A 23688-nucleotide genomic window follows, 5' to 3' on the forward strand; every position below is an offset into this window, starting at 1 on the left:
CTCGGTGTGGTCTAGTTCACGGTTATGAACGACTGTTTATAACAACACGAGGGGGTGGGTCAAACACCGTGACCGAGCCGCAACCGGACTCGGCGGAATTCGAGTGGATCTTTGCCGACGCGCAGGACCTCCAGCACCTGACGTATGCCGCGCGACGGTTGCTTGCCAAGGCGGCGACGCTGTTCGACCGCAACGGGGTCGGGCAGACGTCGGTTCGTGACATCACCCGCGCCTGCGGGCTGTCACCCGGTGCGCTGTACAACCACTTCGGCTCGAAGGACGACGTTCTGCACGTCCTGGTCTGCCACGGGCACGACAACCTCGACCGGCGCCTGCAGCAGGCGGCGGCCGCGGCCGGCTCGACATGCCGCGCGCAGCTGGCAGCGTTCGTCGAGGCCTACGTCCTGGCCCACCTGGAGCATCCGCGGCTGGCCCAGCTCGTCCGACGTGAGTACACCTACCTGTCCGACGACCGCCGCGAGGAGGTCATCCGCAAGCGCCGTCAACTGCGCCAGCGCCTGGCCCGGATGATCGCCGACGGCGAGCGCGACGGCGAGTTCACGTTGATCGGCGGCACCGACCGGGCAACGCGCAGCGCCGTCATGATCCTGGACATGTGCAGCCGGACCAGCGAGTGGTATCACCCCGACCGCGGCGGCACGACCGTCGGGCAGCTCGCCGACCGCTACGTCCAGGCCAGCCTGCGCCTCGTCGGCGCGCGGTCCGACTGACGCCGCGCTCGCCTGCTGAGGTCAGAGGCCGGAGACGTCCGCCTGCTTGGCCCGGACCGCCTCGGCGGCCTCCTTCAGACCGGCGAGCTCGGAGTCGGTGAGGTCGCGCTCGACGACCTTCTTGACGCCACCGGCGCCGATCTGGGCCTCGACGCCGAGGTAGACGCCGCTGATGCCGTACTCACCGTCGACCCAGGCGCAGACCGGGATGGTCTCGCCGGAGTCGGTGATGACGGCGCGGGCCATCCGGGCCGCGGCGGCCGACGGCGCGTAATACGCCGACCCGGTCTTGAGCAGCGCCACGACCTCGGCCCCGCCGTTGCGGGTGCGGGTGACGAGCTCCTCGATCTTGTCGGCGGCCATGACGTCGGCCAGCGGCTTGCCGTCGACAAAGCACGCCGACGGGACTGGCACCATCGTGTCGCCGTGCGAGCCGAGGGTAAGGGTCTGCACCGAGCCCACCGGCACGCCGAGCGTGGTGGCTACGTTGTTGGTGAAGCGGGCGGTGTCGAGCACGCCGGCCTGACCGAACACCCGGCTCTTCGGGAACTGCGAGGCCTGCTGGGCCAGCGCGGTCATCTCGTCCAGCGGGTTGGACACGATGATGATCACGGCGTTGGGCGAGTGCTTGGCGACGTTCTCGGCCACGCCGCGCACGATGCCGGCGTTCACCTCGAGCAGGTCCATACGGCTCATGCCGGGCTTGCGCGGCAGGCCGGCAGTGACGACGACGACGTCCGACCCGGCGGTGGCCTCGTAGCCGCCGCCCTCGGCGGTGGTGGTGGCGCCGACCACGGTGGTCTCGAAACCCTCGATCGGGCGCGACTGGTTCATGTCCAGCGCCAGGCCCTCGGGCTTGCCCTCGACGATGTCGGTGAGCACGACTGTCTCGAACACGTCGTACTCGGCCAAGCGCTGCGCCGTGGTCGAACCGTAGAAGCCGGCCCCGACGACGGTGACCTTGCCGTGGCGATTGTCGGACATGCGAATTCTCCTCGGTTGGAAGGCAACTGAAAACGAGGTTAGGCCACCCCCGGGTCAGTGCCGAAGGCGGATGTCGGTGGCGAGGATCAGGCCACCGAAGATCAAGAAACAGGCGGTGTCGACCCAGCGGTTGCGAATGGCCAGCATGCCCACAGACGCGCTCGGCAGCACCAGCCGAAACAGCGCCGCGAGCAGCGATACCGCGGCGATCGCGAGCGTCCCGCGCACGGGGTGCTGCGGCTCGGCAAGCAGAAAGGCGAAGCTGACGGCCAGCCCGATCAGGACGATCAGGAACGCGCATTGCTCGCGCACCCACAGCCAGGTCCGCTCGAGCACGGTCAGGCCTGGTCGGCGAGCCGGCGTTCGGCAGCCTCGACCACGTTGGACAGCAGCATGGCCCGCGTCATCGGGCCGACGCCTCCCGGGTTGGGGCTCAGGTAGCCAGCCACCTCGGCGACGTCGGGCGCGACGTCGCCCGCGATCCTGCCGTCGACGCGGCTGACGCCGGCGTCGAGCACCGCGGCACCGGGCTTGACCATGTCGGCGGTGATCAGCGACGGCGAGCCCGCGGCCGCGATCACGATGTCGGCGCGGCGGACGTGGGCGGCGAGGTCGACCGTCCCGGTGTGGCACAGGGTCACCGTCGCGTTCTCGGAGCGGCGGCTGAGCATCAGACCGAGCGGGCGGCCAACGGTCAGGCCGCGGCCGATCACGACGACGTTCGCCCCGGCGATCGGAACCTCGAAACGGCGCAGCAGCTCGATGATGCCGGTGGGCGTGCACGGCAGCGGCGCAGGCTTGCCGAGGACAAGCCAGCCGAGATTCGTCGGGTGCAGGCCGTCGACGTCCTTGTCGGGGTCCACTGCCGAGAGGATTGCGAACTCGTTGAGGCCGGTGGGTTGCTGGACGAGGAACGCCGTGCACGCCGGGTCGGCGTTGAGCTCGGCGACGACGGCCTCGACCTCGGCCTGGCTGGTGCCGGCCGGCAGGTCGCGGCGGATGCTGGCCACGCCGATCTGCGCGCAGTCCTTGTGCTTGGCGTTGACGTACCAGGTGCTGGCCGGGTCGTCGCCGACGAGCACGGTGCCCAACCCCGGTTGCACCCCGTGCTCGGCGAGGGCCCGCACGCGGACGGTCAGCTCGGCCTTGATGGCCGCCAACGTGGCCTTGCCGTCCAGGATGAGTGCGGGCACGGCCACATAGTGCCAGCCGCACTCAGTGGGCGAAGTGCCGCGTCCCGGTGAAGTACAGCGCGACGCCCGCCTCGGCGCACGCCGCGATCGTGTCGTCGTCGCGGATCGAACCGCCTGGTTCCACGATCGCTCGCACGCCGGCGGCCAGCAGCACCTTCGGGCCGTCGTCGAACGGGAAGAACGCGTCGGACGCGGCGACACTGCCGCGTGCGCGCTCGCCGGCCCGCTCGACAGCGAGCTTGCACGAGTCGACGCGGTTGACCTGCCCCATGCCGACGCCGACGGTGGCCCGGCCGGCTGCGAGCAGGATCGCGTTGGACTTCGCCGCCCGCACCGCGCGCCACGCGAACGCAAGGTCGGCGAGCGTGTCCGCATCGGCCGCGGTGGTCGATCCGTCGCCGGCCTGCAGCCTCCACGACGCCGGGTCGTCGCCAGGGGCGTCGATGGCATCGGCGGTCTGCAACAGCATCCCACCCGAGATCGGCCGACGCTCGATCGTCGGGTGCGACGGGCGCGGCTTGGCCAGGAGCAGGCGCAGGTTCTTGCGGCGTTCCAGGACGGCCAGCGCGTCGTCGTCGAAAGACGGCGCGACCAGGACCTCGGTGAAGATCGTGGCGACGTACTCGGCCATCTCGGCCGTCACCGGGCCGTTGGTGGCGATGACGCCGCCGTAGGCGCTGACCGGGTCGCAGTCGTGCGCCTTGCGGTGTGCGTCGGCGATGTCGGTGCCGACCGCGATGCCGCACGGGTTGGCATGCTTGATGATCGCCACGCACGGCTCGGTGAAGTCGTAGGCCGCCCGCCAGGCCGCGTCGGCGTCGACGTAGTTGTTGTAGCTCATCTCCTTGCCCTGCAGCTGGTCGGCGTGCGCAACCCCGCCCGACGCGCCGGGCGTGACGTACAGCGCCGCACGTTGGTGCGGGTTCTCGCCGTAGCGCAGCACGGCCGCGCGCTCGTACTCGGCGGCCACCCAGCCCGGGAAGCCGCTCGGCTCGCCGTCGACGTCGTCATCGGGGGCGACAGCCGACCCGAGCCAAGACGCGACGCCGATGTCGTAGGCCGCGGTGTGCCGGAACGCAGCCAGCGCGAGGCGGCGGCGGGCGTCGAGGTCGAACCCGCCGGCGCGCACTGCGTCGAGCACGTCGGCGTAGCGGGCCGGGTCGGTGACGACCGCGATCGAGCCGTGGTTCTTCGCGCTCGCTCGCACCATCGCCGGGCCACCGATGTCGATCTGCTCGATGACCTCGGCCTCGCCGGCGCCGCTCGCGACCGTCGCGGCGAACGGGTACAGGTTGGCGACGAGCAGCTGGAAGGCGTCGATGCCGAGATCCTGGATCGTCTCGACGTGCGACGGGTCGTTCTGGTCGGCGAGCAGCCCGGCGTGCACGTGCGGGTGCAGCGTCTTCACCCGGCCGCCGAGGATCTCGGGGAACCCGGTGACCTCGTCGACGGCGGTCACCGGCACACCCGCGTCGCGGATGCGGGCGGCGGTCGACCCGGTCGAGACGATCTCGATCCCGGCCTCGTGCAGGCCGCGGGCCAGCTCGTCGAGGCCGGTCTTGTCGTACACGCTGATCAGCGCACGGCGGATGACGACGGTGCTCATCGCTGGAACTCCTTGACGAGGGTTCGGAGGGTCTCGAGGTACAGCGGCTTCTCGGCCGCCTGGATGCGGGTGCGCAGCGTGTCCTCGTCGTCACCGGGTCGGACGGCAACGACGGCCTGGGCGATGATCGGGCCGGTGTCGATGCCCTCGTCCACCCAGTGGACGGTCACGCCGGTTTCCTGGGCGCCGGCGGCCAATGCGTCGCGGACGGCATGCGCGCCCGGGAAGGCCGGCAGCAGCGCGGGATGGGTGTTGATCACACGGAAGCGGCGCACGAGCGCGGCGTCGACGATGCGCATGAAGCCGGCGAGGACCACGAGATCGGGCTCGTAACCGGCGATCGCGTCCTCCAGCGCGCGGTTCCACTCGCCTCGGTCGCGATAGTCCGCGAACGGGACGGTGAAGGTGGTGACGTCGGCCCGCTCGGCGCGGGCGAGCGCCGGCGCCGTGGGCTTGTCCGCTCCGACCGCAACGACCAACGGACGCAGGACCGGGTCGTCCAGCACAGCCTGGACGGTGGTGCCGCTGCCCGACACGAGGACGACGAGGCGAGCCGGCACCGGGTTGACGCTACCGGCCGCCGCTACCCGGCCAGCTTCGTGCTCCCGCCGGACTCAGCTTCGTCGCGGTGGGCGGTGTCGTCGGTGTCGGTGTCCGTGTCGGTGTCGGTGTCGGTGTCGCGGTGGACGACGGCGACCACGGCCGAGGCCGCACCGGACACCGCCGTGCTGACCGCGGTCGTCACCACGCCCGTCACCCGTGCGCCGGCCCCGGCCAGTGGGACGTACTCGGGGTCCTCGGCCTGGCGGTCCCGCAGCGCATCGCCGATGGTCTGCAGGCCCAGCACGATCGCCGCAGCGGCACCCGCGCCGACCCCGACGGCGAGGCCGAACTGCCAGGGCGACGCACCCACGGCATGCAACCGCCCACTGCCGATGGCGCCACCCCCCTGCCAGGCAAGCACGACGCCGAGCACAGCTACGCCGATCGCGGACCGGCCGAGCGTGCGCCATGGGTCGGCGGCTCGCCGGGCGAGCGCCGCGGCGTAGGCGCCGGCGACCAGGGGCGTGAGCACGGCCAACGTCCAGGCGAGCCAGCCCGCCGTACCATGCGGTATGGCACCCAGGATGGGGAACGACGGCAGGGTGCCACGCGGCGTCGAACCGAGGGCGACGTGGGTGCCGTGCCCGACGGCAAAGCCCGGCCCGGATAGGTAGGCCGCGCCGGCAATGGCTGCGTTGGGCGCGGCCAGCAGGCCGAGTAGTAGTACCGGGATGCCGGACCAACCACCGCCGACTTCGTGTGAGAGCCGCTCGACCTGGCTGTGATGGGCGATGAGCGACCCGGCTACGAGCAGCGCGCCGGCCGCGAGATACACCGCCACCACCGCGGCCACGACTCGTGCCGCCGGCGCCAACCAGTCCGGCAGCTGGGCCGACCACGCGTCACCCAGCGGGGACTGCCACACGAAGGCGATCCCACCGGTGCCGCTGAACAGCACGAACCCGCCGAGGAAACTGCCGATCGGCGGCACGCTGCTGGTGCCCAGCGGCGAGAGCACGGCCAGGATCGCGCAGGCGATTGCGAAGGTGACGGCCTGCAACAGGCCGGCACGGACCAGCCGCTGCGGGTCCAATTCCGCCAATTCGTCGGCGGCATCGGCCAGGCCGGACCCGGCCCGCCAGGCGAGCGTGCCGAGGGCCAGCGTCAGCCCGAGTGGCAGGAAAGCGGCGTCGAGCCCGTCGATGGTGATCCCGCCGCGGGTGGCCGAGAGAAACGTGAGCAGCCCCGCGCGGATTGCTGAGCCGGCGCTGCCCGCCTCGCCGGCGGCCGGCAACCAGCACACGGCGACCGCCAGGATGGCGACGATAGCGGCGACGAGCGCTGTGCCCAGACCGGTCCAGACCGCAGCGATCCATAACGACCGGGCAGCTGCCGGGGGCACAACGCTGCGACGCGTGTCGTCGTCGGTGTCGCCAGCGGGCATCCGTCCAGGTTGGCAAGACAACCGCAGGATCCAGCGCAGACGCGCCGCACCCCGCCGTGGTCATCGCGTGGGGTTATTCGCCCGGGCGGTCAGCCGGTCGCTCGTCGGAACTCGTCTGGAAGCGCGGCAGCACCTGGGTCCGCGACGACTCGTCGCCATCGGACGGCGGCCTGACTGCGACGGACCCTGGGGACCCTGGGGCCCCTGGGGACCCTGGGGGTCAGGCTGCTGCGGCCATCCGTAGCCGGGCGGCGGCCCCTGCGGCTGTCCGGGCGGCGGGCCGTAGGACGACGGCGTCGACTCCTGTGTCGGTGGACCGTACGAGGGGGCCCCGGGGGGCGTGCCATATCCGGGCAGACCGCCCTGCGGGGGTGGGCCGTAGCCCGGTCCCGGCGGGGGCGCGAACTGCGGAGCCCCCTGCGGGCCACCGTAACCCTGTGGGCCCTGGAAACCCTGTGGGCCCTGGAACCCCTGCGTGCCATGGAACCCCTGCGTGCCCTGGAACCCCTGCGTGCCCTGGAACCCCTGTGGGCCGAAGCCGTACTGCCCCGGACCGTGTTGCTGCTTCCTGGAGCCGGATGACGAACCCGCACCGAGGGCGGGCATCCGTTTGCTGGCCACCAGCCAGGCGACGATCAGTGCGGCCGTCTGCAGGATGGCGGTGATGAAGGCCAGGATCAGGCCTATACCGGCGTCAACGCCGTCGCCGTGGTTCACCAGCTCACCGAAGGCGACGAGCAGGCCCGCGATGGAGACCGCGGCCGGTGCGAGGGTGATGTCCTTCTTCTCCACGACGGACCCGCCTGCCAGCAAGCCGGCTGCCAGCAATAACCCGACGACCGCGGCGCCGATCGTCTCGTAGCCGGACGCCGAATCCGAACCAACACCGTTGTCGCTGGACAGCCAGTCCAGGAACCCCCAGATGAACGCGAGGAGGCCGAGCGCGGCCGCGGCGTAGGACAGCAGGGCGGCCTGCGGCGTCGACCCGCCCGAGCCGGCGGTGGGCGGGGGCGCCCCGACGGCGGAGGCTCCAGAACCCCCGGGCGGCGGGCCAGGCGGGCCGGGCGGGGGGCTGAAGTCGGACATGCAGTCACCAATCTCGTGTCGCAGAACGGTCGATCAGGCTAGCGGGCTCGGCTGACCGTACTGACCCGCGCGGTACGGGGGATGTAACCAGCGACGCCGGGGCGCTAACGCGTCCCGGCATCGGGTGGATCAGTCCGAGAAAACGCGAATGCGCCGGGACTCCCAGCTGGGTGTCCCGGCGCGTTCGACGACGTACTGGATCAGACGACGTACTGTACTACTGGCTACTGCGGCGGCCCGTATCCGGGCGGCGGCGGGGGCGGCTGCTGGCCGTACCCGGGCGGCGGCTGCGGCGGCGCGTATCCAGGCGGCGGCGGGGGCTGCTGACCGTAGCCCGGCTGCGGGGCTGCGGACCCGCCAGAGATCCCACCCTGCGGGCCGTACCCGCCGACGTTCGGGACCTTGCTCTGCAGGCCGCCGGGCAGCTGACCGCCGGTGGCCTGGAAGCGCATGAGCGACAGCACAAGCCCGGCAATAATGACGATCAAGCTTGCCCAGTACCCGAAGCCGTGTCCGGTGTCGATCCCGCTGGTGTCCGGAACATCTTCCGGGAAAACAAACAGCGCGAGGATCACGCACACCAGCGAAAGGGCAAAAGCTCCAAGACCGGCGAGGCGCGCCGGCACCGGCAGCTTGGTCTGCGGTGCAAACAGCTGCGCCGCCACCAGGCCCGCGCCGACCACGGCGAGCACCGCGGCGAACCAGCCGAAGAACCCGTTCCACGCCGACTCACTGGCAGAGGAGCTGAATCCCCCGCCGGAGACGGTCACCGTATAGTAATCGAACAGCGAGAAAATGAAGGCAAGCGCGCCCGCGGCAATGATGCCCCAGTCGAGCGGGTTGATCGACTTCGGGTCGAACCCACCCGAGCCACCGGCACCGGAGCCACCGCCGGGCGGCGGTCCCCACTGGCCGGGCGGCGGGGGCGGCGGGCTGCCGGGCGGCGGCTGATTCCCCGGGGGCGGCTGGAACGTCATGGCTTGCTCCTCGATGCAGGATCCGAGTGGATCTTGGCAAAATTTCAGGACATGCTGTGTAGGGAAAGGTAGCGCTTATCGGCGGTTGTGCGGAACAACGACGCCACGCGCGTTGCCGTACGACACCGTCCCGCGAACATCGGCCGTTGCCAACGCCGGGTCCTCGCCGGGTCTTAAGCCGGACAATTCCTCACAAACTGCAGGACCGTCGCGGGAAATCGGAGCGATCCGGTTCCTACGACGGTCCCTTACGAGTTGGTGAAGTGCACCCGTCAGCCGCTAAGACTCAGCCGCCGAGGATCCCGCGCATCAGCTGGGCGGTGGCGCTGGGAGTCTTGCCCACCTTGACGCCTGCCGCCTCGAGCGCCTCCGCCTTGGCGGCCGCGGTGCCCGACGAGCCGGAGACGATGGCGCCGGCGTGGCCCATCGTTTTGCCCTCGGGCGCGGTGAAGCCCGCGACGTAGCCGACGACCGGCTTCGTCACGTTGGCCTGGATGTAGGCCGCGGCACGTTCCTCGGCGTCGCCGCCGATCTCGCCGATCATGACGATCGCGTCGGTCTCGGGGTCAGCCTGGAAGGCCTCGAGGCAGTCGATATGCGTGGTGCCGATGATCGGGTCGCCACCGATGCCGACGCACGTCGAGAAGCCGAAGTCCCGCAGCTCGAACATCATCTGGTAGGTCAGCGTGCCCGACTTCGAGACCAGCCCGATGCGGCCGGCCTTGGTGATGTTGGCCGGGATGATGCCGGCGTTCGACTTCCCGGGGCTGATCACCCCGGGACAGTTCGGACCGACGATGCGCGTTGACTTGCCCTGCGCGTACGCCCAGAACGCCGCGCTGTCGTGCACCGGCACACCCTCAGTGATCACGATGGCCAGCGGGATCGCAGCGTCGATGGCCTCGATGACCGAGTCCTTGGTGAACGCCGGCGGCACGAACCCGACCGTCACGTTCGCACCCGTCTGCGCCATCGCGTCGGCCACGGACGCGAACACCGGCAGCGAGGTGCCGTCGACGTCGACCGTGGTGCCGGCCTTGCGCGCATTGACGCCACCGACCACCGACGCACCCGAGGCGAGCATGCGGCGGGTGTGCTTCATGCCCTCTGAGCCCGTCATGCCCTGCACGATGATCTTGCTGTTCTCATCCAAAAAGATGGCCATGATCTACTTTCCGCCGTTCGCCAGCTGGGCAGCCTTGTCGGCCGCATCGTCCATCGTGTCGACAACCGTCACCAGCGGGTGCGCGGCCTCGGCGAGGATCCGCCGGCCCTCCTCGACATTGTTGCCGTCCAGGCGAACGACCAGGGGCTTCGTGGCGCTGTCACCGAGCATGCCGAGCGCGGTGACGATGCCGTTGGCGACCGCGTCGCAGCTGGTGATGCCGCCGAAGACGTTGACGAATACCGAGCGCACCGACGGGTCGTTGAGGATGATGTCCAGGCCGTTCGACATGACCTCGGCGCTCGCGCCGCCACCGATGTCGAGGAAGTTGGCCGGCTTTACGCCGCCGTGCTTCTCACCGGCGTAGGCGACGACGTCCAGGGTCGACATGACCAACCCCGCGCCATTGCCGATGATGCCGACCTCGCCCTCGAGCTTGACGTAGTTGAGGTGCTTCTCCTTGGCCTTGGCCTCGAGCGGGTCAGCGGCGTCCTTGTCCTCGAGCGCGGCGTTGCCGGGCTGGCGGAAGTCGGCGTTCTCGTCGAGCGTCACCTTGCCGTCCAGGGCCAGGATGCTGCCGTCGCCGACCTTCGCGAGCGGGTTCACCTCGACCAGCGTGGCGTCCGTGGCGACGAAGGTCTCCCAGAGCTTCACGAGGATGTCGGCCACGGGCGCGACGAGCTCCTCGGGGAACTTGGCAGCGACTGCGATCTCGCGGGCCTTCGCGTCGTCGACCCCGTCGATGGCGTTGACCGGGATCTTGGCCAGCGCCTCGGGCCGCTCGACGGCCAGCTGCTCGATCTCCATGCCGCCCTCGTAGGAGGCCATGGCGAGGAAGGTGCGGTTCGTCCGGTCGAGCAGGAAGGAGACGTAGTACTCCTGCTTGATGTCCGCGCCCGGGTCGACCAGGACGCGGTGGACGGTGTGCCCCTTGATATCCATCCCGAGGATCTCACCTGCTGCATCGGCTGCATCTCCAGGTGTCTTGGCCACCTTGACGCCGCCGGCCTTGCCGCGGCCGCCGACCTTGACCTGCGCCTTGACGACGGTGACGCCGCCGATCTTCTCGGCGATCGACTTGGCCTCGTCAGGCGTGGTGGCAACCTCGCCCAGGCCCGTCGGAACGCCGTGCTCCTTGAACAGGGTCTTGGCCTGGTACTCGAACAGATCCACTCTGACACGTCCGTTTCGCTTCGACTGGAGTCACTGAGCGCTCGGTGACCTCTCACGTTCTACGCCTTGCATACCGGACCGTCACTGCCGGCCGCCTCGCTCTGAGACTGGTTTCACGGGCCTTGCGGCCCGATTCGCTGCTGCTAGCGCTTACGACGAGGTCAGCCAACGCTCTGCGGAGCGACGTTCGAGCGCACCCACTCGACGATCTCGTCCATGGTCGCGCCGGGCGTGAAGATCTTCGCCACGCCCATCTCCTCGAGCTCGGCGATGTCGGCCTCGGGCACGATCCCGCCGCCGAACAGGATGACGTCGGACGCCTCGTTCTCGGCGAGCAGCTCGACGACGCGGCGGAACAACGTCATGTGCGCGCCGGAGAGGATGGACAGCCCAACCGCATCGGCGTCCTCCTGCACTACCGTCTGCACGATCTGCTCGGGCGTCTGGTGCAACCCGGTGTAGACGACCTCCATGCCCGCGTCGCGCAGGGCGCGGGCGATGACCTTCGCGCCCCGGTCGTGCCCGTCCAGGCCCGGTTTGGCGATGACGATGCGGATGCGGTCGGCCACGGTCGCAGCGTATTCGCCGCGCCCGGTCGGGCGCACGTGGGCGGGGCAGTCAACTGGCCAAGCGGGCGTTCTCCCGTCGTTGGGCGAGCACGGCGATGGCCCGGTGGCGGTCGAGGCGTTCACCGGTGCCGGTCCAGCTGGGTGCGTCGTCGGGCCCGGCGGCGAGCGGGTCGGGTGCTGACGGGATCAGCCGGGCTGGGTCAACGTGGTCTTCCAGGATCAGTCCGTCGGGGCGGCGCAAGACGAACCGGCCACTCGTCCGCACGCCGATGGAGAACTCCTCGCGGTGATGAGCGTGGTGATGCCGCCGGCACAACACCACGAGATTCGCCAGGTCGGTGCGCCCGCCGTGCAGCCAGTGCCGCACGTGATGGGCCTCTAACCCGTCGCGGGACCCGCAGCCCGGATGGGTGCAGCAGCCGCCATCACGCTCCAGCAGCGCCCGCATCACTCGCTTGGACACCACCCGGCGGGTGCGGCCCAGATCGAACAGGCTGCCGTCCTCGCGGAACAGATTCGTGCGCAACCGCCCGTCGCACAGCAGCCGCTCGATCACCGCGTCCGACTACCCCGGCCCGTGCGCGATCCGGCCCCGCGACCGCCGACCCGGCGGCGTCTCGGGCATCGACGCCTCACCCACGGGTTCCTCCTCGGGGCCGCTTGCCTCGGGCTGGATGGCTTCGGACTGCGTTCCGGGTCGCGGCTTCGTAGCGGCGCGGGCCGCCGCGAGGTCGAGATGCACCACTACCGCGGCCCGCTCGTCGCCGCGCAGGGCCGGCGCCCGCCCGGCCTCGGCGAGCACCACCCCGACCCGCGACATCGCTTCGGCCAGGGCGGGGAACGCCGCCAATGCCCGCGCCACCCGAACATGGTCGGCGGTTGCGCGCCGGGACAGACCGCAGGCGTGGGTCAGCCAGCGAGCCGTGGACGCCAACCCGAAGCGCGCATACCCCTCTTGCGCGTCGAAGGCCGCCACCAGCAAGATCACGACACGCCCGAGACCGCGCCCAGCTGAGCACACCTCCCTGGCGTGTCGTGCACGCCGGAGGGTTACGCCGGGAGCGCAGCGGGCGGCACCGCGGACTAGACCGCAGGCGCTACGCCGCTGGTGGACGCACGGGCATCGGCCGGGGAGGGCTTCAGCAGGTCGAGGATCGCCATGCCCTGCCCGACAACGCCGGCCAGCATCTCGGTCACCCCGGTCGCACCATTGAGGACTGTGAGGTTGGCCCCGTCAGGCCGTGTGCGGCCGCCTCGACAAGCGACGGAAGCATGCCGACCAGCCTGCTGGCCCCCAATGAGCTCCTCGTTGCTGGTGCTTCGCGACGGGCTGGTCCGCCTATGCGGCGGAGTACTCGGACCCACCTCGGATCGGGATGAGGACCTCGCCGGGTCCGCCGGCGGGGATCGGAACGGTCAGCCGTCCGATCGTCCCGACTGGGCTGTGACCCGCCATTCTTGCCCCGATTCGGACGCTGGTGTTGCGAGGCTGCCCGAGACAGCCCTGGGCTCAGCTCGGGAACAGGGCGGCGACGTCGATCTCGGCCGCGAACGGTTCGTCAATTGCCGCAACCTCACCGACGGACCACGCGCCGGTCTCGGCGTATGCGCCGTCACCCAAGCGGTAGGTGACCAAGCGCAGCGGATCGGTTTCGACGCGCCAATAGTGCGCGATGCCGGCCGCCGCGTACTGGGCCGGCTTGGTGATCCGGTCGGTGGTGATCGACGACGGCGATTCGATCTCCACGGCAAGTACGAGGTCAGCCGTGTCCAGCAACGCGCGTGACGTCCGGTACGCAGATGTGTGCAGCACACTCAGATCGGGCTTGCGGTACGAGCGTCCGAATTCGAACCCGGCGTCCGAGCCACTGACGTGCAACCATGCGGGCGCGGCATTCGCGAGCAATACGAACAGGATGTCTCCGACGTACGTGTGTCGTGGAACCGGCGGCGGGCTCACGATGAGCAGCCCGTCCACGATCTCGACGCGCTTGCAGAATTCGTCGGACAGGTCGGCCAGATCGTCCAACGTCCAGATCCGGTCGAGGTCGAGCATCGGCGACATGCGCACCACCGCCCTTTCGGCTCTAGTGTCCCGCACACCGAACGAGCGTGGCGAAGCTCAGCGAGCGGCGGGGGCGCCCTGTGGACAACCCGTCAGAGTTTCTGGACGGGCGCGTAGCGCAGCATCAACCACTTGACGCCGGTGCTGCCACCGAAGTCGATCTGGGCCTGCGAGCCCTCGCCCGAGCCGCGGGTGTCGACGACCGTGCCCATCCCCCACGCGTCGTGGGTGACGCGGTCGCCGGCAGCGAGCGACGGGATGGCGCGGTTGCCGACACCGCCGCGCAGCTTCCCCGACGCGGCCAGCTGTTGCTGAGCGCTCGGGGTCCGCCCACGGCCGCTACCGGCGCGATATCCGTGATCGCCATAGCGCGAGGGCGCGTCGTCGCCATACGAGCTCGAGGTGTATCCGGCCGAACCGTTGCCGACGAACGGCGCGCGGTCGACCTCGCCGGTCCACTCGACGAGCTCGGGCGGGACCTCGTCGAGGAAGCGCGACGGCGGGTTCCACGACGGCGCGCCCCACGCCGAGCGCGACAACGCACGTGACAGGTGCAACCGTTCGCGCGCGCGGGTGATGCCGACGTAGGCGAGGCGCCGCTCCTCGGACATCTCGTTCGGGTCGCCGAGCGAGCGCATGTGCGGGAAGACGCCGTCCTCCATGCCGGTGAGGAAGACGACCGGGAACTCGAGGCCCTTCGCGGTGTGCAGCGTCATCAGCGTGACGACGCCGCCTTCGGCGTCCGGGATCGAGTCCGCGTCGGCGACGAGCGACACCCGTTCGAGGAACGCATCGAGGCTCGGCTCCTCGTCGTTCGACGCGCGCAGCTCCTCGAACTCGCGCGCAACATTGACGAGCTCGCGCAGGTTGTCGACGCGCGACTCGTCCTGCGGGTCGCGGCTGGCCTCGAGCTCACGCAGGTAGCCGGTGCGGTCGAGGACGGCCTCGATGATCGCGCCCGGGACGCCGTCGGGGCCGGCGACGACCGCGCGCAGCTCCGTCATCAACGAGGTGAAGCCTTGGATCGCCGACAGCGAGCGTGGCGCCAGACCGGGCACGACATCGGCACGCTCGAGAGCTGCGCCGAACGAGATGCGCTCCTGTTGGGCAAACACCTCGACGCACGCCTCGGCACGGTCGCCGATGCCGCGGCGCGGGGTGTTCAGGATGCGCCGCAGCGACACGACGTCGTCGGGGTTGGCGAGGACGCGCAGGTAGGCCAGCGCGTCGCGGATCTCTTTGCGCTCGTAGAAGCGCACGCCGCCGACGACCTTGTAGGGCAGGCCGACCCGGATGAACACTTCCTCGAACACACGGGACTGCGCGTTGGTGCGGTAGAACACCGCGACGTCCGAAGCCTTGGCCGTCCCCTCGTCGGCCAGCGCGTCGATCCGCTGGGCCACCCACGCGGCCTCGTCGTGCTCATTCTCGGCGACGTAGCCCGCGACTTTCTCCCCGGCGCCCGCGTCGGACCAGAGGTTCTTCGGACGACGGTCGGGGTTGCGGGCGATCACGGCATTGGCCGCGGTGAGGATCGTCTGGGTGGAGCGGTAGTTCTGCTCGAGCAGGATCGTCGTGGCGTCCGGGTAGTCGCGTTCGAACTCGAGGATGTTGCGGATGGAAGCGCCGCGGAAGGCGTAGATCGACTGGTCGGCGTCGCCTACCACGGCCAGCTCGGCCGGTTCGTACGGGGCGTTCGGCTCGGGGACGGTCAGCTCGCGCACGAGCATGTACTGCGCGTGGTTAGTGTCCTGGTACTCGTCGACGAGGACGTGCCGGAAGCGGCGCCGGTAGTGATCGGCGATGTCGGGAAAGCGCTGCAGCAGCTCGACCGACGTCATGATCAGGTCGTCGAAGTCGAGGGCGTGGGCGTCGCGTAGCCGGTTCTGGTAGCGGGTGTAGACGTCGGCGACGACCTTCTCGGGCGCGGTCGACGCCTTGTCGGCCCAGGCCTCGGGCGTGACGAGCTCGTTCTTCAGGTTGCTGACCTGCGCAGTCAGCGAGCGGGCCGGGTAGCGCTTCGCATCCAGGTCGAGATCGCGCCCGACCATCGTCATCAACCGCTTGGAATCATCGGAGTCGTAGATCGAGAACGAGGTCTTGAAGCCCAGGTGCTTGGCCTCGGCCCGCAGCAGCCGCACGCACATCGAGTGGAACGTCGACACCCACATGGCCCGGGCGCGCGGGCCGACGAGGTGCGACACGCGCTCCTTCATCTCACCGGCGGCTTTGTTAGTGAAGGTGATGGCGAGGATCTGACCGGGCGTGGCCCCCCGCTCGGCGAGCAGGTAGGCAACGCGGTGGGTGAGGACGCGGGTCTTGCCCGAGCCCGCCCCGGCGACGATGAGAAGCGGGCCGCCGGCGTGCACGACCGCCGCCCGCTGCTGGGGGTTCAGCCCGTCGAGCAGGGTGGCCGGATCGGCCGCGATGCGGGTGCGCGGCGCGGCCTCTTGCGGCACGGGGAACAGGGTGTCGAGCGGCTGGTTCATCGTTCGTCCAGCCTACGGTTGCCATCGGACAGGACGGCGTGCCACCATCACTGACATGTCCAGCACCGCGACGCGATTTTTCTACGGGTACCGACACACGGTCCCCGTCGCTGGCTGACACCACCATCCACCAGACGCCCCGGGCCGCGGCCCGGGGCGTTTTGCGTTCCCGGACCGCGCCGGGCTCCCGAGAACGAGGTCCAGCATGACCAGCACCGAAGAGCTTGCCGCCGTCAACGCCGCCCAGGCCGCCGAGACGATCCCCGTCCTGCGCGGTCAGATCGACGGTCTCGACGAGGCGATCATCCGGCTCGTCACTGAGCGCGCCAAGCTGTCGGCCCGCATCCAGACCGCGCGCATGAACGCCGGCGGCACCCGCGTCGAGCTCGGTCGTGAGCGCGTGATCCGCGATGCGTTCCGTGAAGGTCTCGGCCCGGATGGCCCCGAGCTTGCCGGCGCGATCCTGCAGGTATGCCGCGGTCGCCGCTAGACACGTTCGAGGTCCCAATCGCATAACCGTCCGACGCGTCGGGTGAACGGCGGTTGAACGGCCGGCGAAGCGCACGTACTGTCTGCCCGCCATGCCGAATCGTGTCGTCGCCGTCCTGCTCACCCTGGCGGCCGTGCTGGCACCTGGATTCGTCGTCGACTCCGCCCACGCCGCCGCTAGCAAGCCGGTGTTGGCGGTGCACCCGGCTACGGTTGTCCAGCAGGACCCGATCACCCTCAGCGGCCGGACGACCCAGCGGCGCGTCATCGTGTACCGGCGCCTCTACGGCCACGCCTGGACGCGCATCGGCACCGCCCGCACGACGCACGGACACTTCACCTACCGCACCCGGCCGGTAGCGGGGCGCACCAACCTGTACCGCACCAGCGCTGCGGGCAAGGCCAGGACGAGCCGGGTGGCGAAAGCTCGCAGCGTCGGTTGCACTCCGCTGCTCGCCCACGGCGACGTCGCGACCTGGACTCAGGACACGACGGTCATCAACACCTTGACGCGAAACTGGGCCCAGCTGATCTGCTCGGCGGCCCCGAACTCGACGATCACCATGGCCGAGATGTACGCATACGAGAACAGCGCCACTGTGGCGCGGCTGATGAACGCGCTCCGCGCCGTACACGCCTACCGCGGCGTTCGGGTGCGGGTACTCGTCCAACGCGGCGGCTACTACCCGGGCGCGCAGTGGGCGGCACTCAAGCGGCACTTCAGATTCGCTGAGGTTCATTACTGCACGTACGGCTGCCACTCGAGCGACCCGAATGCGCACGCCCATACCAAATTCATGGTGCTGTCCAAGACGATCTTCGGAGGGTCGGCGGTACTCGAGTCGTCGGCGAACTGGTCGGGCGAGCAGTTCGACCGGCAACGGCAGTCCGGCGTCTACGTCTACGGCAACAACCGGCTGACCCAGGCCTACCTGCAGGAGTGGGCCAGCCTCACCACCCGCTCGTTGCTGGATGCGACGACGTGGCGCTCGGCCGGCAGTGGGATCTCCTACTCCTTCGACCCTCGCCCGGCCGCGACCGACCCGATTGCCAGCGAACTGCACACCTTGACCTGCGAACCGGGCGACAGCATCGGAGTGGCCGACACCCTGCTGAGCCGCCCGACCCTGGTCGCCGAACTCACGCGACTCGCGCAGGCGGGTTGCCAGGTGCAGGTGTTGATCGACCCCTCCGGCAGCGTCGTGACCGCGCTGAGCGCGTCGACCCGCGCCGTCGTCGAGCACGACAAGTTCGTGGTGATCGACGCGCACGCCGCGGGCACCGGTGCCGCGCGCCAGGAGGTCATCCACGGGTCGGAGAACTACAGCACCGGGTCCATGACGCTGTCGGACCAGCAGCTGCTCCTGCTCCGACGCCCTGACGTCTACGCGACCTACCTGTGGTGGTTCGGATACCTCTGGAAACGCTCGGTCGCGCTGCCGCCGACCCCCACCGCGCCGCCACCCACCACGACGCCACCCACCACGCCGCCACCCACCACGACGCCACCGACCACCGCTCCGCCACCGGAGCCGGACTCAGTCAGGACAACCGCCGGCGCGAGCCGCCTCGTCGGAGCGTCGACGTGCTCGCAGCCGGCCGCCTCGGCCGACGACGACTCGACCTCGGGGACCTGCGCACAGGGATAAGACCGGCCTACATGCGGTCGGGCAACCGGCCTTCCTCATGGTCGAGTTCCCGCTCGAGTGTGCGCAGTCCGGCGTCGGGCAGCTGGCCCGCGTCACGCAGACGCAGCAGCTCCTCACGCTGGGCGTCCAGAGTGAGCCGACGCAGGCGCAGCGCGGCCTCGTAGGGGGCGGTTCGGGCCGCCTCACCAGGGGCGGCGTCCTCCAAGGCGTCCAGACGACCGCGATAGCGTCCCTCCTGCAGCTCCAACTGACGTCGGGCCGACTCCACCACCCGCGCTTCGATGTCCAGGTCGGTCGCGGAGTTCCCACCATCAGCATGCGGCTCGGACAGCTCGTCCAGGCGGCGCAACGCAGCCTGGGTGGCAGCGAGCCGGGCCTGGTTGCGCAATCGGGCCATGTCGCGCTCGCTGGCCCGCAACCCGAGGCGGCGCACGAGCGGCGCGAACGTCATGCCCTGGCCCACCAGCGTCACCAGGACAACGACGAAGGCGCAGAACAGCAGCAGGTCCCGCCCGGGGAACGGGTGGCCGTCGATGGTCACCGGGATGGTGAAGATGGCGGCGAGGGTGATGACGCCGCGCGTGCCCGTCCAGCTCAGCACCACCACCTCGCGGCCGGTCAGCCGGCCCGGTGTGCGCTCCCCGTCACCGCCGAGCCAGGTGTGCAGCGAGCTCGGCAGCAGCTGGGTGGCCATCAGCCAGAGCGGGCGGAGCACGAGCACGAGGCCGACGGTCACCGCGGCCGCACTGACAACGGTGCCGGTGCGGTAGTCGTCCAGGCCGCGCACGACCTCGGGCAGCTGCTGGCCGATCAGCAGGAACACGAAGCCCTCGAGCAGGTAGTCGACGAGCCGCCACACGGCCGCGACCTGCAACCGGCTCGCCCCGGAGGACGAACGCGGGGTGTCGTGGCCGACGATCAGCCCGGCCACCACGACGGCAAGCACGCCCGACACGTGCACCGCCTCGCCGAGCAGGTAGGCGAGGAACGGCGTCGCGAGCGAGACCGCATTGGTGGTCAGCGGGTCGGCGGTGAACGGCCGGGCCAGGCGCACGGCCAGCGCCACGAGCACGCCGGCCACCACGCCGCCGACCGCGGCCAACGCGAACTCGCCCACCGCGAACGGCAACGAGAACCCCTCACCGCCGGCGGCCGCCACCGCGACGGTGAGCGTGGTCAGCGCCGTCGCGTCGTTGAGCAGCCCCTCGCCCTGGATGAGCGTGGTGAGGTGCGGCGGCAAGCCCACCCGTCGACCGACGGCCAGGGCCGCGACCGGGTCGGGCGGTGCGACGCAGGCGCCGAGCGCGATGCCGGCCGACAGCGTCACGCCGGCCACCAGCAGGTTGATGCCGACGCCGATGACCACTGCCGTCACCAGCACCAGGACGACCGACAGGCTGATCACGGTGCGCAGGTTCTTGCGGATCGCCAGCAGCGAGGAGTCGAGTGCGGTGCTGTAGAGCAGCGGCGGCAGCACGAACGTCAGCACGACGTGCGGGTCGAGGGTGATGTTCGGGCCCGGCACGAGCGAATACGCCAGCCCGAGCACCGTGAGCAGGGCCGCGGCCGGGATGCCCGTCCGATCGTCGATGCGGTGCACCACGACGATGGTGACGGTCGCGGCCAGCGACAGCAGCAGAATCGTCTCGACACTCACCAACCCATTGTCCCGGACGGGCGCCCCCCGCGGGGGACGCTCGGAACACGGTCTGGGCGGCACCTATGTGGGTGGCACCTGAGCGGGTGCCCGCACCGTTCCTCGAGGTTTCATCAGCAGACACCTCGCTGCCCCCGCTCGCTGCCGGCCTGACCACCATTGCCGTCGCCGTGTCTGCCGTGGCCTCCGCTGCCGGGTACGGCCCGAGCGTTCACACCGCGGACGCGCGGGAGCAGATCGTCGGCGGCAAGGCCCGCAACGTCATTCTGTTGATCGGCGACGGCATGGGCGACAGCGAGATCACCCTGGCCCGCAACTGACGGCTACTCCCACTCGATGGTGCCGGGTGGTTTGGACGTGACGTCCAGGACCACCCGGTTCACCTCGCGCACCTCGTTGGTGATGCGCGTGGAGATGCGCTCCAAGACCTCGTAGGGGACGCGCGTCCAATCTGCGGTCATGGCGTCCTCGGACGAGACGGGGCGCAACACGACCGGGTGCCCGTAGGTGCGACCGTCGCCCTGCACGCCCACCGAGCGGACGTCGGCGAGCAACACGACCGGGCACTGCCAGATCTCGCGGTCGAGGTCGGCAGCGCTCAGTTCGGCGCGGGCGATCGCGTCGGCGCGGCGCAGGATGTCGAGGCGCTCGGCGGTCACCGAGCCGACGATGCGGATGCCCAACCCGGGGCCCGGGAAGGGCTGCCGCCAGACGATCTCAGCGGGCAGGCCGAGCTGTTCACCGACGCGTCGGACCTCGTCCTTGAACAGCGTCCGCAGCGGTTCGACGAGGGAGAACTGCAGGTCATCGGGCAACCCGCCGACGTTGTGATGACTCTTGATGTTGGCCGCGCCAGTGCCGCCGCCGGACTCGACGACGTCCGGGTAGAGAGTGCCTTGGACGAGGAACTCGACGTCGTCGCCGTGCGCGCCCGCCTCGGCGACGACCTCGCGGGCGGCCTGCTCGAAGACCCGGATGAACTCCCGTCCGATGATCTTGCGTTTGTCCTCGGGATCGCTGACGCCGTCGAGCGCGGTGAGGAACTGCTCAACTGCGTCGACGACCTTGAGCTTGACGCCGGTGGCGGCCACGAAGTCGCGCTCGACCTGCTCGGCCTCGCCGGCCCGCAGCAACCCGTGGTCGACGAAGACGCAGGTGAGCTGCTCGCCGATCGCGCGCTGTACGACCGCGGCGGCCACCGCCGAGTCGACGCCGCCGGACAGTCCGCAAATGACCTGCTTGTCGCCGACCTGCGCGCGGATCACCTCGACCTGCTCGTCGATGATGTTGGTCTCGGTCCAGGTCGGTCGGCAGCCGGCGATGTCGTAGAGGAAGTGCCGCAGCATCTCCTGGCCGTGCGCGGTGTGCATGACCTCGGGGTGGAACTGGACGCCGGCCAGCCCGCGGGCGACGTCCTCGAAGGCCGCGACGGGCGCGCCCGTGGTCGAGGCGGTGACCCGGAAACCCGGCGGCGGGACGGTGACCGCGTCGCCGTGGCTCATCCACACCAGCTGGTCGGCGGGTAGGCCTTGCAGGAGCACGCCGGGGTCCTCGACGCGCAGCGCGGTACGGCCGAACTCCGAGCCACCGGTGTGCGCGACCTCGCCGCCCAGCGCCTGCGTCATGGCCTGGAAGCCGTAGCAGATGCCGAAGGTGGGCACGCCGGCCGTGATCAACTCGGCGTCGGTGCGCGGGGCGTCGGCGGCGTACACCGAGGACGGGCCGCCGGACAGGATGATCGCCTTCGGGCCCTTGGCCAACAGCTCGTCGACCGGCATCGTGTGCGGAACGATCTCGGAATAGACCTTGGCCTCGCGCACCCGGCGGGCGATGAGCTGCGCGTACTGCGCGCCGTAGTCGACGACGAGGACGAGGTCGGTCTGCACGTACGAAGTCTACGGACGGCGGTCCGGGACATCGGCGTCGCGCCACGACCAGCGGAAGCCGGTGAGGTCCTCGCTGGTCCGCCACAGGCGCCGGGCGAGCTGCTCGTCTGCGGCGAGCGGCGCAACGCGGGCCGGGCCGATCGGTCCCCGGGTCTCGCCCAGCCAACCGGGGCCGGTGTAAGTACCCGGGTCGGCCTCGCCGGCGGCGTACAGCGAGGGTCGCGCACCCGCCGACGGCGGCTGCGTGGCGACGCGGAGCACCGGCGGCGCAAGAAAACGGGTCATGGGCCGAGCCCCCATGCCCTGTCTGCTCGAGAACAGTCCGGTGGCCGAGACGCCGGGGTGCGCCGCGGTGGACGTCACCGTTGACCCCCGGGCCGTCAGTTCACGGTGCAGCTGCAGCGCGAAGAGCAGGTTGGCCAGCTTGGAGTTCGCGTAGGTGCGCTGCGGGTGGTAGAGCTCGCCGACGTTCGCCTCGAGCACCGCGGCGGTGCCCTGGTGATGAACGATCGAGGAGACCGTGACCACCCGTCCCGCCGGGGCCGCCTCGAGCGCGGGCATCAGCAATCCGGTGAGCACGAAGTGACCCAGGTGGTTGGTGGCGAACTGCAGCTCGAAATCGTCCTCGGTGCGCGTCAGTCGCGGTGGGGCCATGACGCCGGCGTTGTTGACGAGCAGATCGAGCGGACCGTCCCAGGCCTCGCCGAACGCCCGTACCGACGCCATCGACGCGAGGTCGAGCGGCGCTGCGGTCACCGTCGATCCGATGCGCCGCGCAGCGGCCTCGGCAGCCCGCTCGTCGCGGCAGGCGAGCACGACCTGCGCGCCGTGCTCGGCCAGCTGCTTGGCGGTGTGGAACCCGATGCCGGAGTTCGCGCCGGTGACCACCGCGGTGCGGCCGTGCAGGTCGAGCATTCGGCCAGCCGTCCATCCCACGCTGAGAAACGTACGCGTGGGGGCAGTGACCGCGCGAGCCGAGATGGACAATGCGCGCATGGCTACCTGCATGATCCGCACCCGGGTTTGGCGCAACGGGACGCTCGAGCGTGAGAACTTCCCGTTCGCCGAGGTGTCGGACTACCTCGAGGACCCCGACTGCCTGGTGTGGGCAGACCTGCTCAGCCCCGGCCACGACGACCTGCTCGAACTGGCCGAGGAGCTGACGCTCGACCCGCACGCCATCGAGGACGCCGAGGCGCCGGCCGAGCGTCCGAAGGCGACCCGCTACTCCAGCCACCTGTTCATGACCGCGTACTCGGTGGTGCACGACCCGGAGACGGGCGACCTGACCGTCGGCCGGGTGTCGGCGTTCAGCACTAGGCACGCGTTCGTCACCGTCCGCCTTGACGACTCGCTCGACCTCGAGGCAGTCATCGCCCGCTGGGACGACAACGCCGACCTCGTCAAGTACGGCCCCCGTACCCTGATGCATGGTCTGCTCGACGAGATCGTCGACGGCTACTTCGACGCGGTCGAATCATTGGACGACTCGATCGAGGGCATCGAGGACATCCTGTTCGACGAGAGCGGCAAGACCGGTAACGAGGTGTCGAGGACGACTTTCCGGTTGAGGCGGTCGCTGGTGCAGGCGCGGCGGGCGATCTTGCCGATGCGCGAGGTCATCAACACCGTCATGCGACGCGCCACCGGCGACGACGCGCCGGAGCTGACCCCCTACTACGAGGATCTGTACGACCACGTGCTGCGCGCTGCCGAATGGACCGAATCGCTGCGCGACATGATCACCTCGATCTTCGAGACGAACATGTCGCTGGCCGACAACCGGATGAACCTGGTCATGAAGCAGTTGACGTCCTGGGCGGCGATCATCGCCGTGCCCACTGCGGTCACCGGCTTCTTCGGCCAGAACGTCCCCTACCCCGGTTTCGGCAAGGAGTGGGGCTTCGTCTACAGCCTGGTGATCATGGTCGTCATCGCCGTCGCGCTGTATGTGGCGTTCAAACGCAAGGACTGGCTGTAGC

The 23688-nt window shown here is 70.1% G+C and carries 22 protein-coding genes and 1 pseudogene; 5 read left to right on the top strand and 18 right to left on the bottom strand.

The features are described from left to right. The first annotated feature begins 68 nt into the window (after positions 1–68). A complete protein-coding gene (locus ACFFC4_RS01205) occupies positions 69–731 on the top strand; it encodes a TetR/AcrR family transcriptional regulator (RefSeq protein WP_375496948.1) in 663 nt (220 codons plus the stop codon). Positions 732–752: 21 nt separating this feature from the next. On the opposite strand, the gene mdh is transcribed toward ACFFC4_RS01205, so the two are convergent. The 15 genes from mdh to pcrA all read right to left on the bottom strand — a co-directional run bounded on the left by mdh (position 753) and on the right by pcrA (position 16025). Continuing rightward, positions 753–1715 (bottom strand): malate dehydrogenase, encoded by a 963-nt coding sequence (gene mdh, locus ACFFC4_RS01210; protein WP_375496950.1) that lies wholly within the window; start codon positions 1713–1715, stop codon positions 753–755. Positions 1716–1769: 54 nt separating this feature from the next. Then, positions 1770–2051 (bottom strand): DUF3017 domain-containing protein, encoded by a 282-nt coding sequence (locus tag ACFFC4_RS01215; RefSeq protein WP_375496952.1) that lies wholly within the window; start codon positions 2049–2051, stop codon positions 1770–1772. 2 nt (positions 2052–2053) lie between these two features. After that, positions 2054–2908, bottom strand: a complete 855-nt coding sequence (locus ACFFC4_RS01220) for a bifunctional methylenetetrahydrofolate dehydrogenase/methenyltetrahydrofolate cyclohydrolase (RefSeq protein ID WP_375496954.1) — start codon at positions 2906–2908, stop codon at positions 2054–2056. A gap of 22 nt (positions 2909–2930) precedes the next feature. After that, a complete protein-coding gene (purH, locus tag ACFFC4_RS01225) occupies positions 2931–4514 on the bottom strand; it encodes a bifunctional phosphoribosylaminoimidazolecarboxamide formyltransferase/IMP cyclohydrolase (protein ID WP_375496956.1) in 1584 nt (527 codons plus the stop codon). Continuing rightward, positions 4511–5074 carry a phosphoribosylglycinamide formyltransferase gene (purN, locus tag ACFFC4_RS01230; protein WP_375496958.1) on the bottom strand — a complete coding sequence of 188 codons (564 nt, stop codon included), beginning with the start codon at positions 5072–5074 and terminating at the stop codon, positions 4511–4513. Before purN ends, purH begins: the two co-directional genes overlap by 4 nt. A 23-nt stretch (positions 5075–5097) precedes the next feature. Continuing rightward, a complete protein-coding gene (locus tag ACFFC4_RS01235) occupies positions 5098–6501 on the bottom strand; it encodes a DUF6350 family protein (RefSeq protein ID WP_375496960.1) in 1404 nt (467 codons plus the stop codon). 60 nt (positions 6502–6561) lie between these two features. Beyond that, on the bottom strand, positions 6562–7587 hold the full coding sequence (locus tag ACFFC4_RS01240) for a DUF5336 domain-containing protein (protein WP_375496962.1): 1026 nt from the start codon (positions 7585–7587) through the stop codon (positions 6562–6564). Positions 7588–7811: 224 nt separating this feature from the next. Beyond that, the gene (locus ACFFC4_RS01245) at positions 7812–8564 is read right to left on the bottom strand and encodes a hypothetical protein (RefSeq protein WP_375496964.1); all 753 of its coding nucleotides are present in this window, start codon (positions 8562–8564) and stop codon (positions 7812–7814) included. A 286-nt stretch (positions 8565–8850) separates the two neighbouring features. Then, the gene (gene sucD / locus ACFFC4_RS01250; RefSeq protein ID WP_375496966.1) at positions 8851–9729 is read right to left on the bottom strand and encodes a succinate--CoA ligase subunit alpha; all 879 of its coding nucleotides are present in this window, start codon (positions 9727–9729) and stop codon (positions 8851–8853) included. A gap of 3 nt (positions 9730–9732) precedes the next feature. Next, complete coding sequence (gene sucC / locus ACFFC4_RS01255) at positions 9733–10902, bottom strand: ADP-forming succinate--CoA ligase subunit beta (protein WP_375496968.1); 1170 nt, start codon at positions 10900–10902, stop codon at positions 9733–9735. Between the two features lie 161 nt (positions 10903–11063). Further along, positions 11064–11471 (bottom strand): cobalamin B12-binding domain-containing protein, encoded by a 408-nt coding sequence (locus ACFFC4_RS01260; RefSeq protein WP_375496970.1) that lies wholly within the window; start codon positions 11469–11471, stop codon positions 11064–11066. Between the two features lie 49 nt (positions 11472–11520). Then, positions 11521–12027 (bottom strand): HNH endonuclease, encoded by a 507-nt coding sequence (locus ACFFC4_RS01265; RefSeq protein WP_375496972.1) that lies wholly within the window; start codon positions 12025–12027, stop codon positions 11521–11523. Between the two features lie 9 nt (positions 12028–12036). After that, complete coding sequence (locus ACFFC4_RS01270) at positions 12037–12459, bottom strand: hypothetical protein (RefSeq protein WP_375496974.1); 423 nt, start codon at positions 12457–12459, stop codon at positions 12037–12039. A 522-nt stretch (positions 12460–12981) separates the two neighbouring features. Further along, a complete protein-coding gene (locus ACFFC4_RS01275) occupies positions 12982–13536 on the bottom strand; it encodes a Uma2 family endonuclease (RefSeq protein WP_375496976.1) in 555 nt (184 codons plus the stop codon). 92 nt (positions 13537–13628) lie between these two features. Next, a complete protein-coding gene (gene pcrA, locus ACFFC4_RS01280; protein WP_375496978.1) occupies positions 13629–16025 on the bottom strand; it encodes a DNA helicase PcrA in 2397 nt (798 codons plus the stop codon). Positions 16026–16230: 205 nt separating this feature from the next. Between pcrA and ACFFC4_RS01285 the strand changes: the two genes are divergently transcribed. Both ACFFC4_RS01285 and ACFFC4_RS01290 read left to right on the top strand, forming a co-directional pair. Continuing rightward, on the top strand, positions 16231–16515 hold the full coding sequence (locus ACFFC4_RS01285) for a chorismate mutase (protein WP_375496980.1): 285 nt from the start codon (positions 16231–16233) through the stop codon (positions 16513–16515). A 91-nt stretch (positions 16516–16606) separates the two neighbouring features. Next, positions 16607–18163, top strand: a complete 1557-nt coding sequence (locus tag ACFFC4_RS01290) for a phosphatidylserine/phosphatidylglycerophosphate/cardiolipin synthase family protein (RefSeq protein WP_375496982.1) — start codon at positions 16607–16609, stop codon at positions 18161–18163. Between the two features lie 7 nt (positions 18164–18170). Here the strand turns inward: ACFFC4_RS01290 and ACFFC4_RS01295 are convergent, their stop codons facing one another. Further along, positions 18171–19820 (bottom strand): Na+/H+ antiporter, encoded by a 1650-nt coding sequence (locus ACFFC4_RS01295; RefSeq protein WP_375496984.1) that lies wholly within the window; start codon positions 19818–19820, stop codon positions 18171–18173. 179 nt (positions 19821–19999) lie between these two features. Here ACFFC4_RS01295 and ACFFC4_RS01300 point away from each other — a divergent pair. Further along, positions 20000–20137, top strand: a pseudogene (locus tag ACFFC4_RS01300) (alkaline phosphatase); the annotation flags it as partial. 6 nt (positions 20138–20143) lie between these two features. Here ACFFC4_RS01300 and guaA read toward each other — a convergent pair. Further along, the gene (gene guaA, locus ACFFC4_RS01305; protein ID WP_375496986.1) at positions 20144–21706 is read right to left on the bottom strand and encodes a glutamine-hydrolyzing GMP synthase; all 1563 of its coding nucleotides are present in this window, start codon (positions 21704–21706) and stop codon (positions 20144–20146) included. A gap of 9 nt (positions 21707–21715) precedes the next feature. Beyond that, the gene (locus ACFFC4_RS01310; RefSeq protein ID WP_375496988.1) at positions 21716–22642 is read right to left on the bottom strand and encodes an SDR family NAD(P)-dependent oxidoreductase; all 927 of its coding nucleotides are present in this window, start codon (positions 22640–22642) and stop codon (positions 21716–21718) included. A gap of 58 nt (positions 22643–22700) precedes the next feature. On the opposite strand from ACFFC4_RS01310, the gene ACFFC4_RS01315 reads away from it, so the two are divergent. Then, positions 22701–23687, top strand: coding sequence for a magnesium transporter CorA family protein (locus ACFFC4_RS01315; RefSeq protein WP_375496990.1), 987 nt, complete (start codon positions 22701–22703; stop codon positions 23685–23687). Position 23688: the final 1 nt, after the last annotated feature.

Source organism: uncultured Jatrophihabitans sp. (assembly GCF_964244045.1).
GTDB lineage: Bacteria > Actinomycetota > Actinomycetes > Mycobacteriales > Jatrophihabitantaceae > Jatrophihabitans.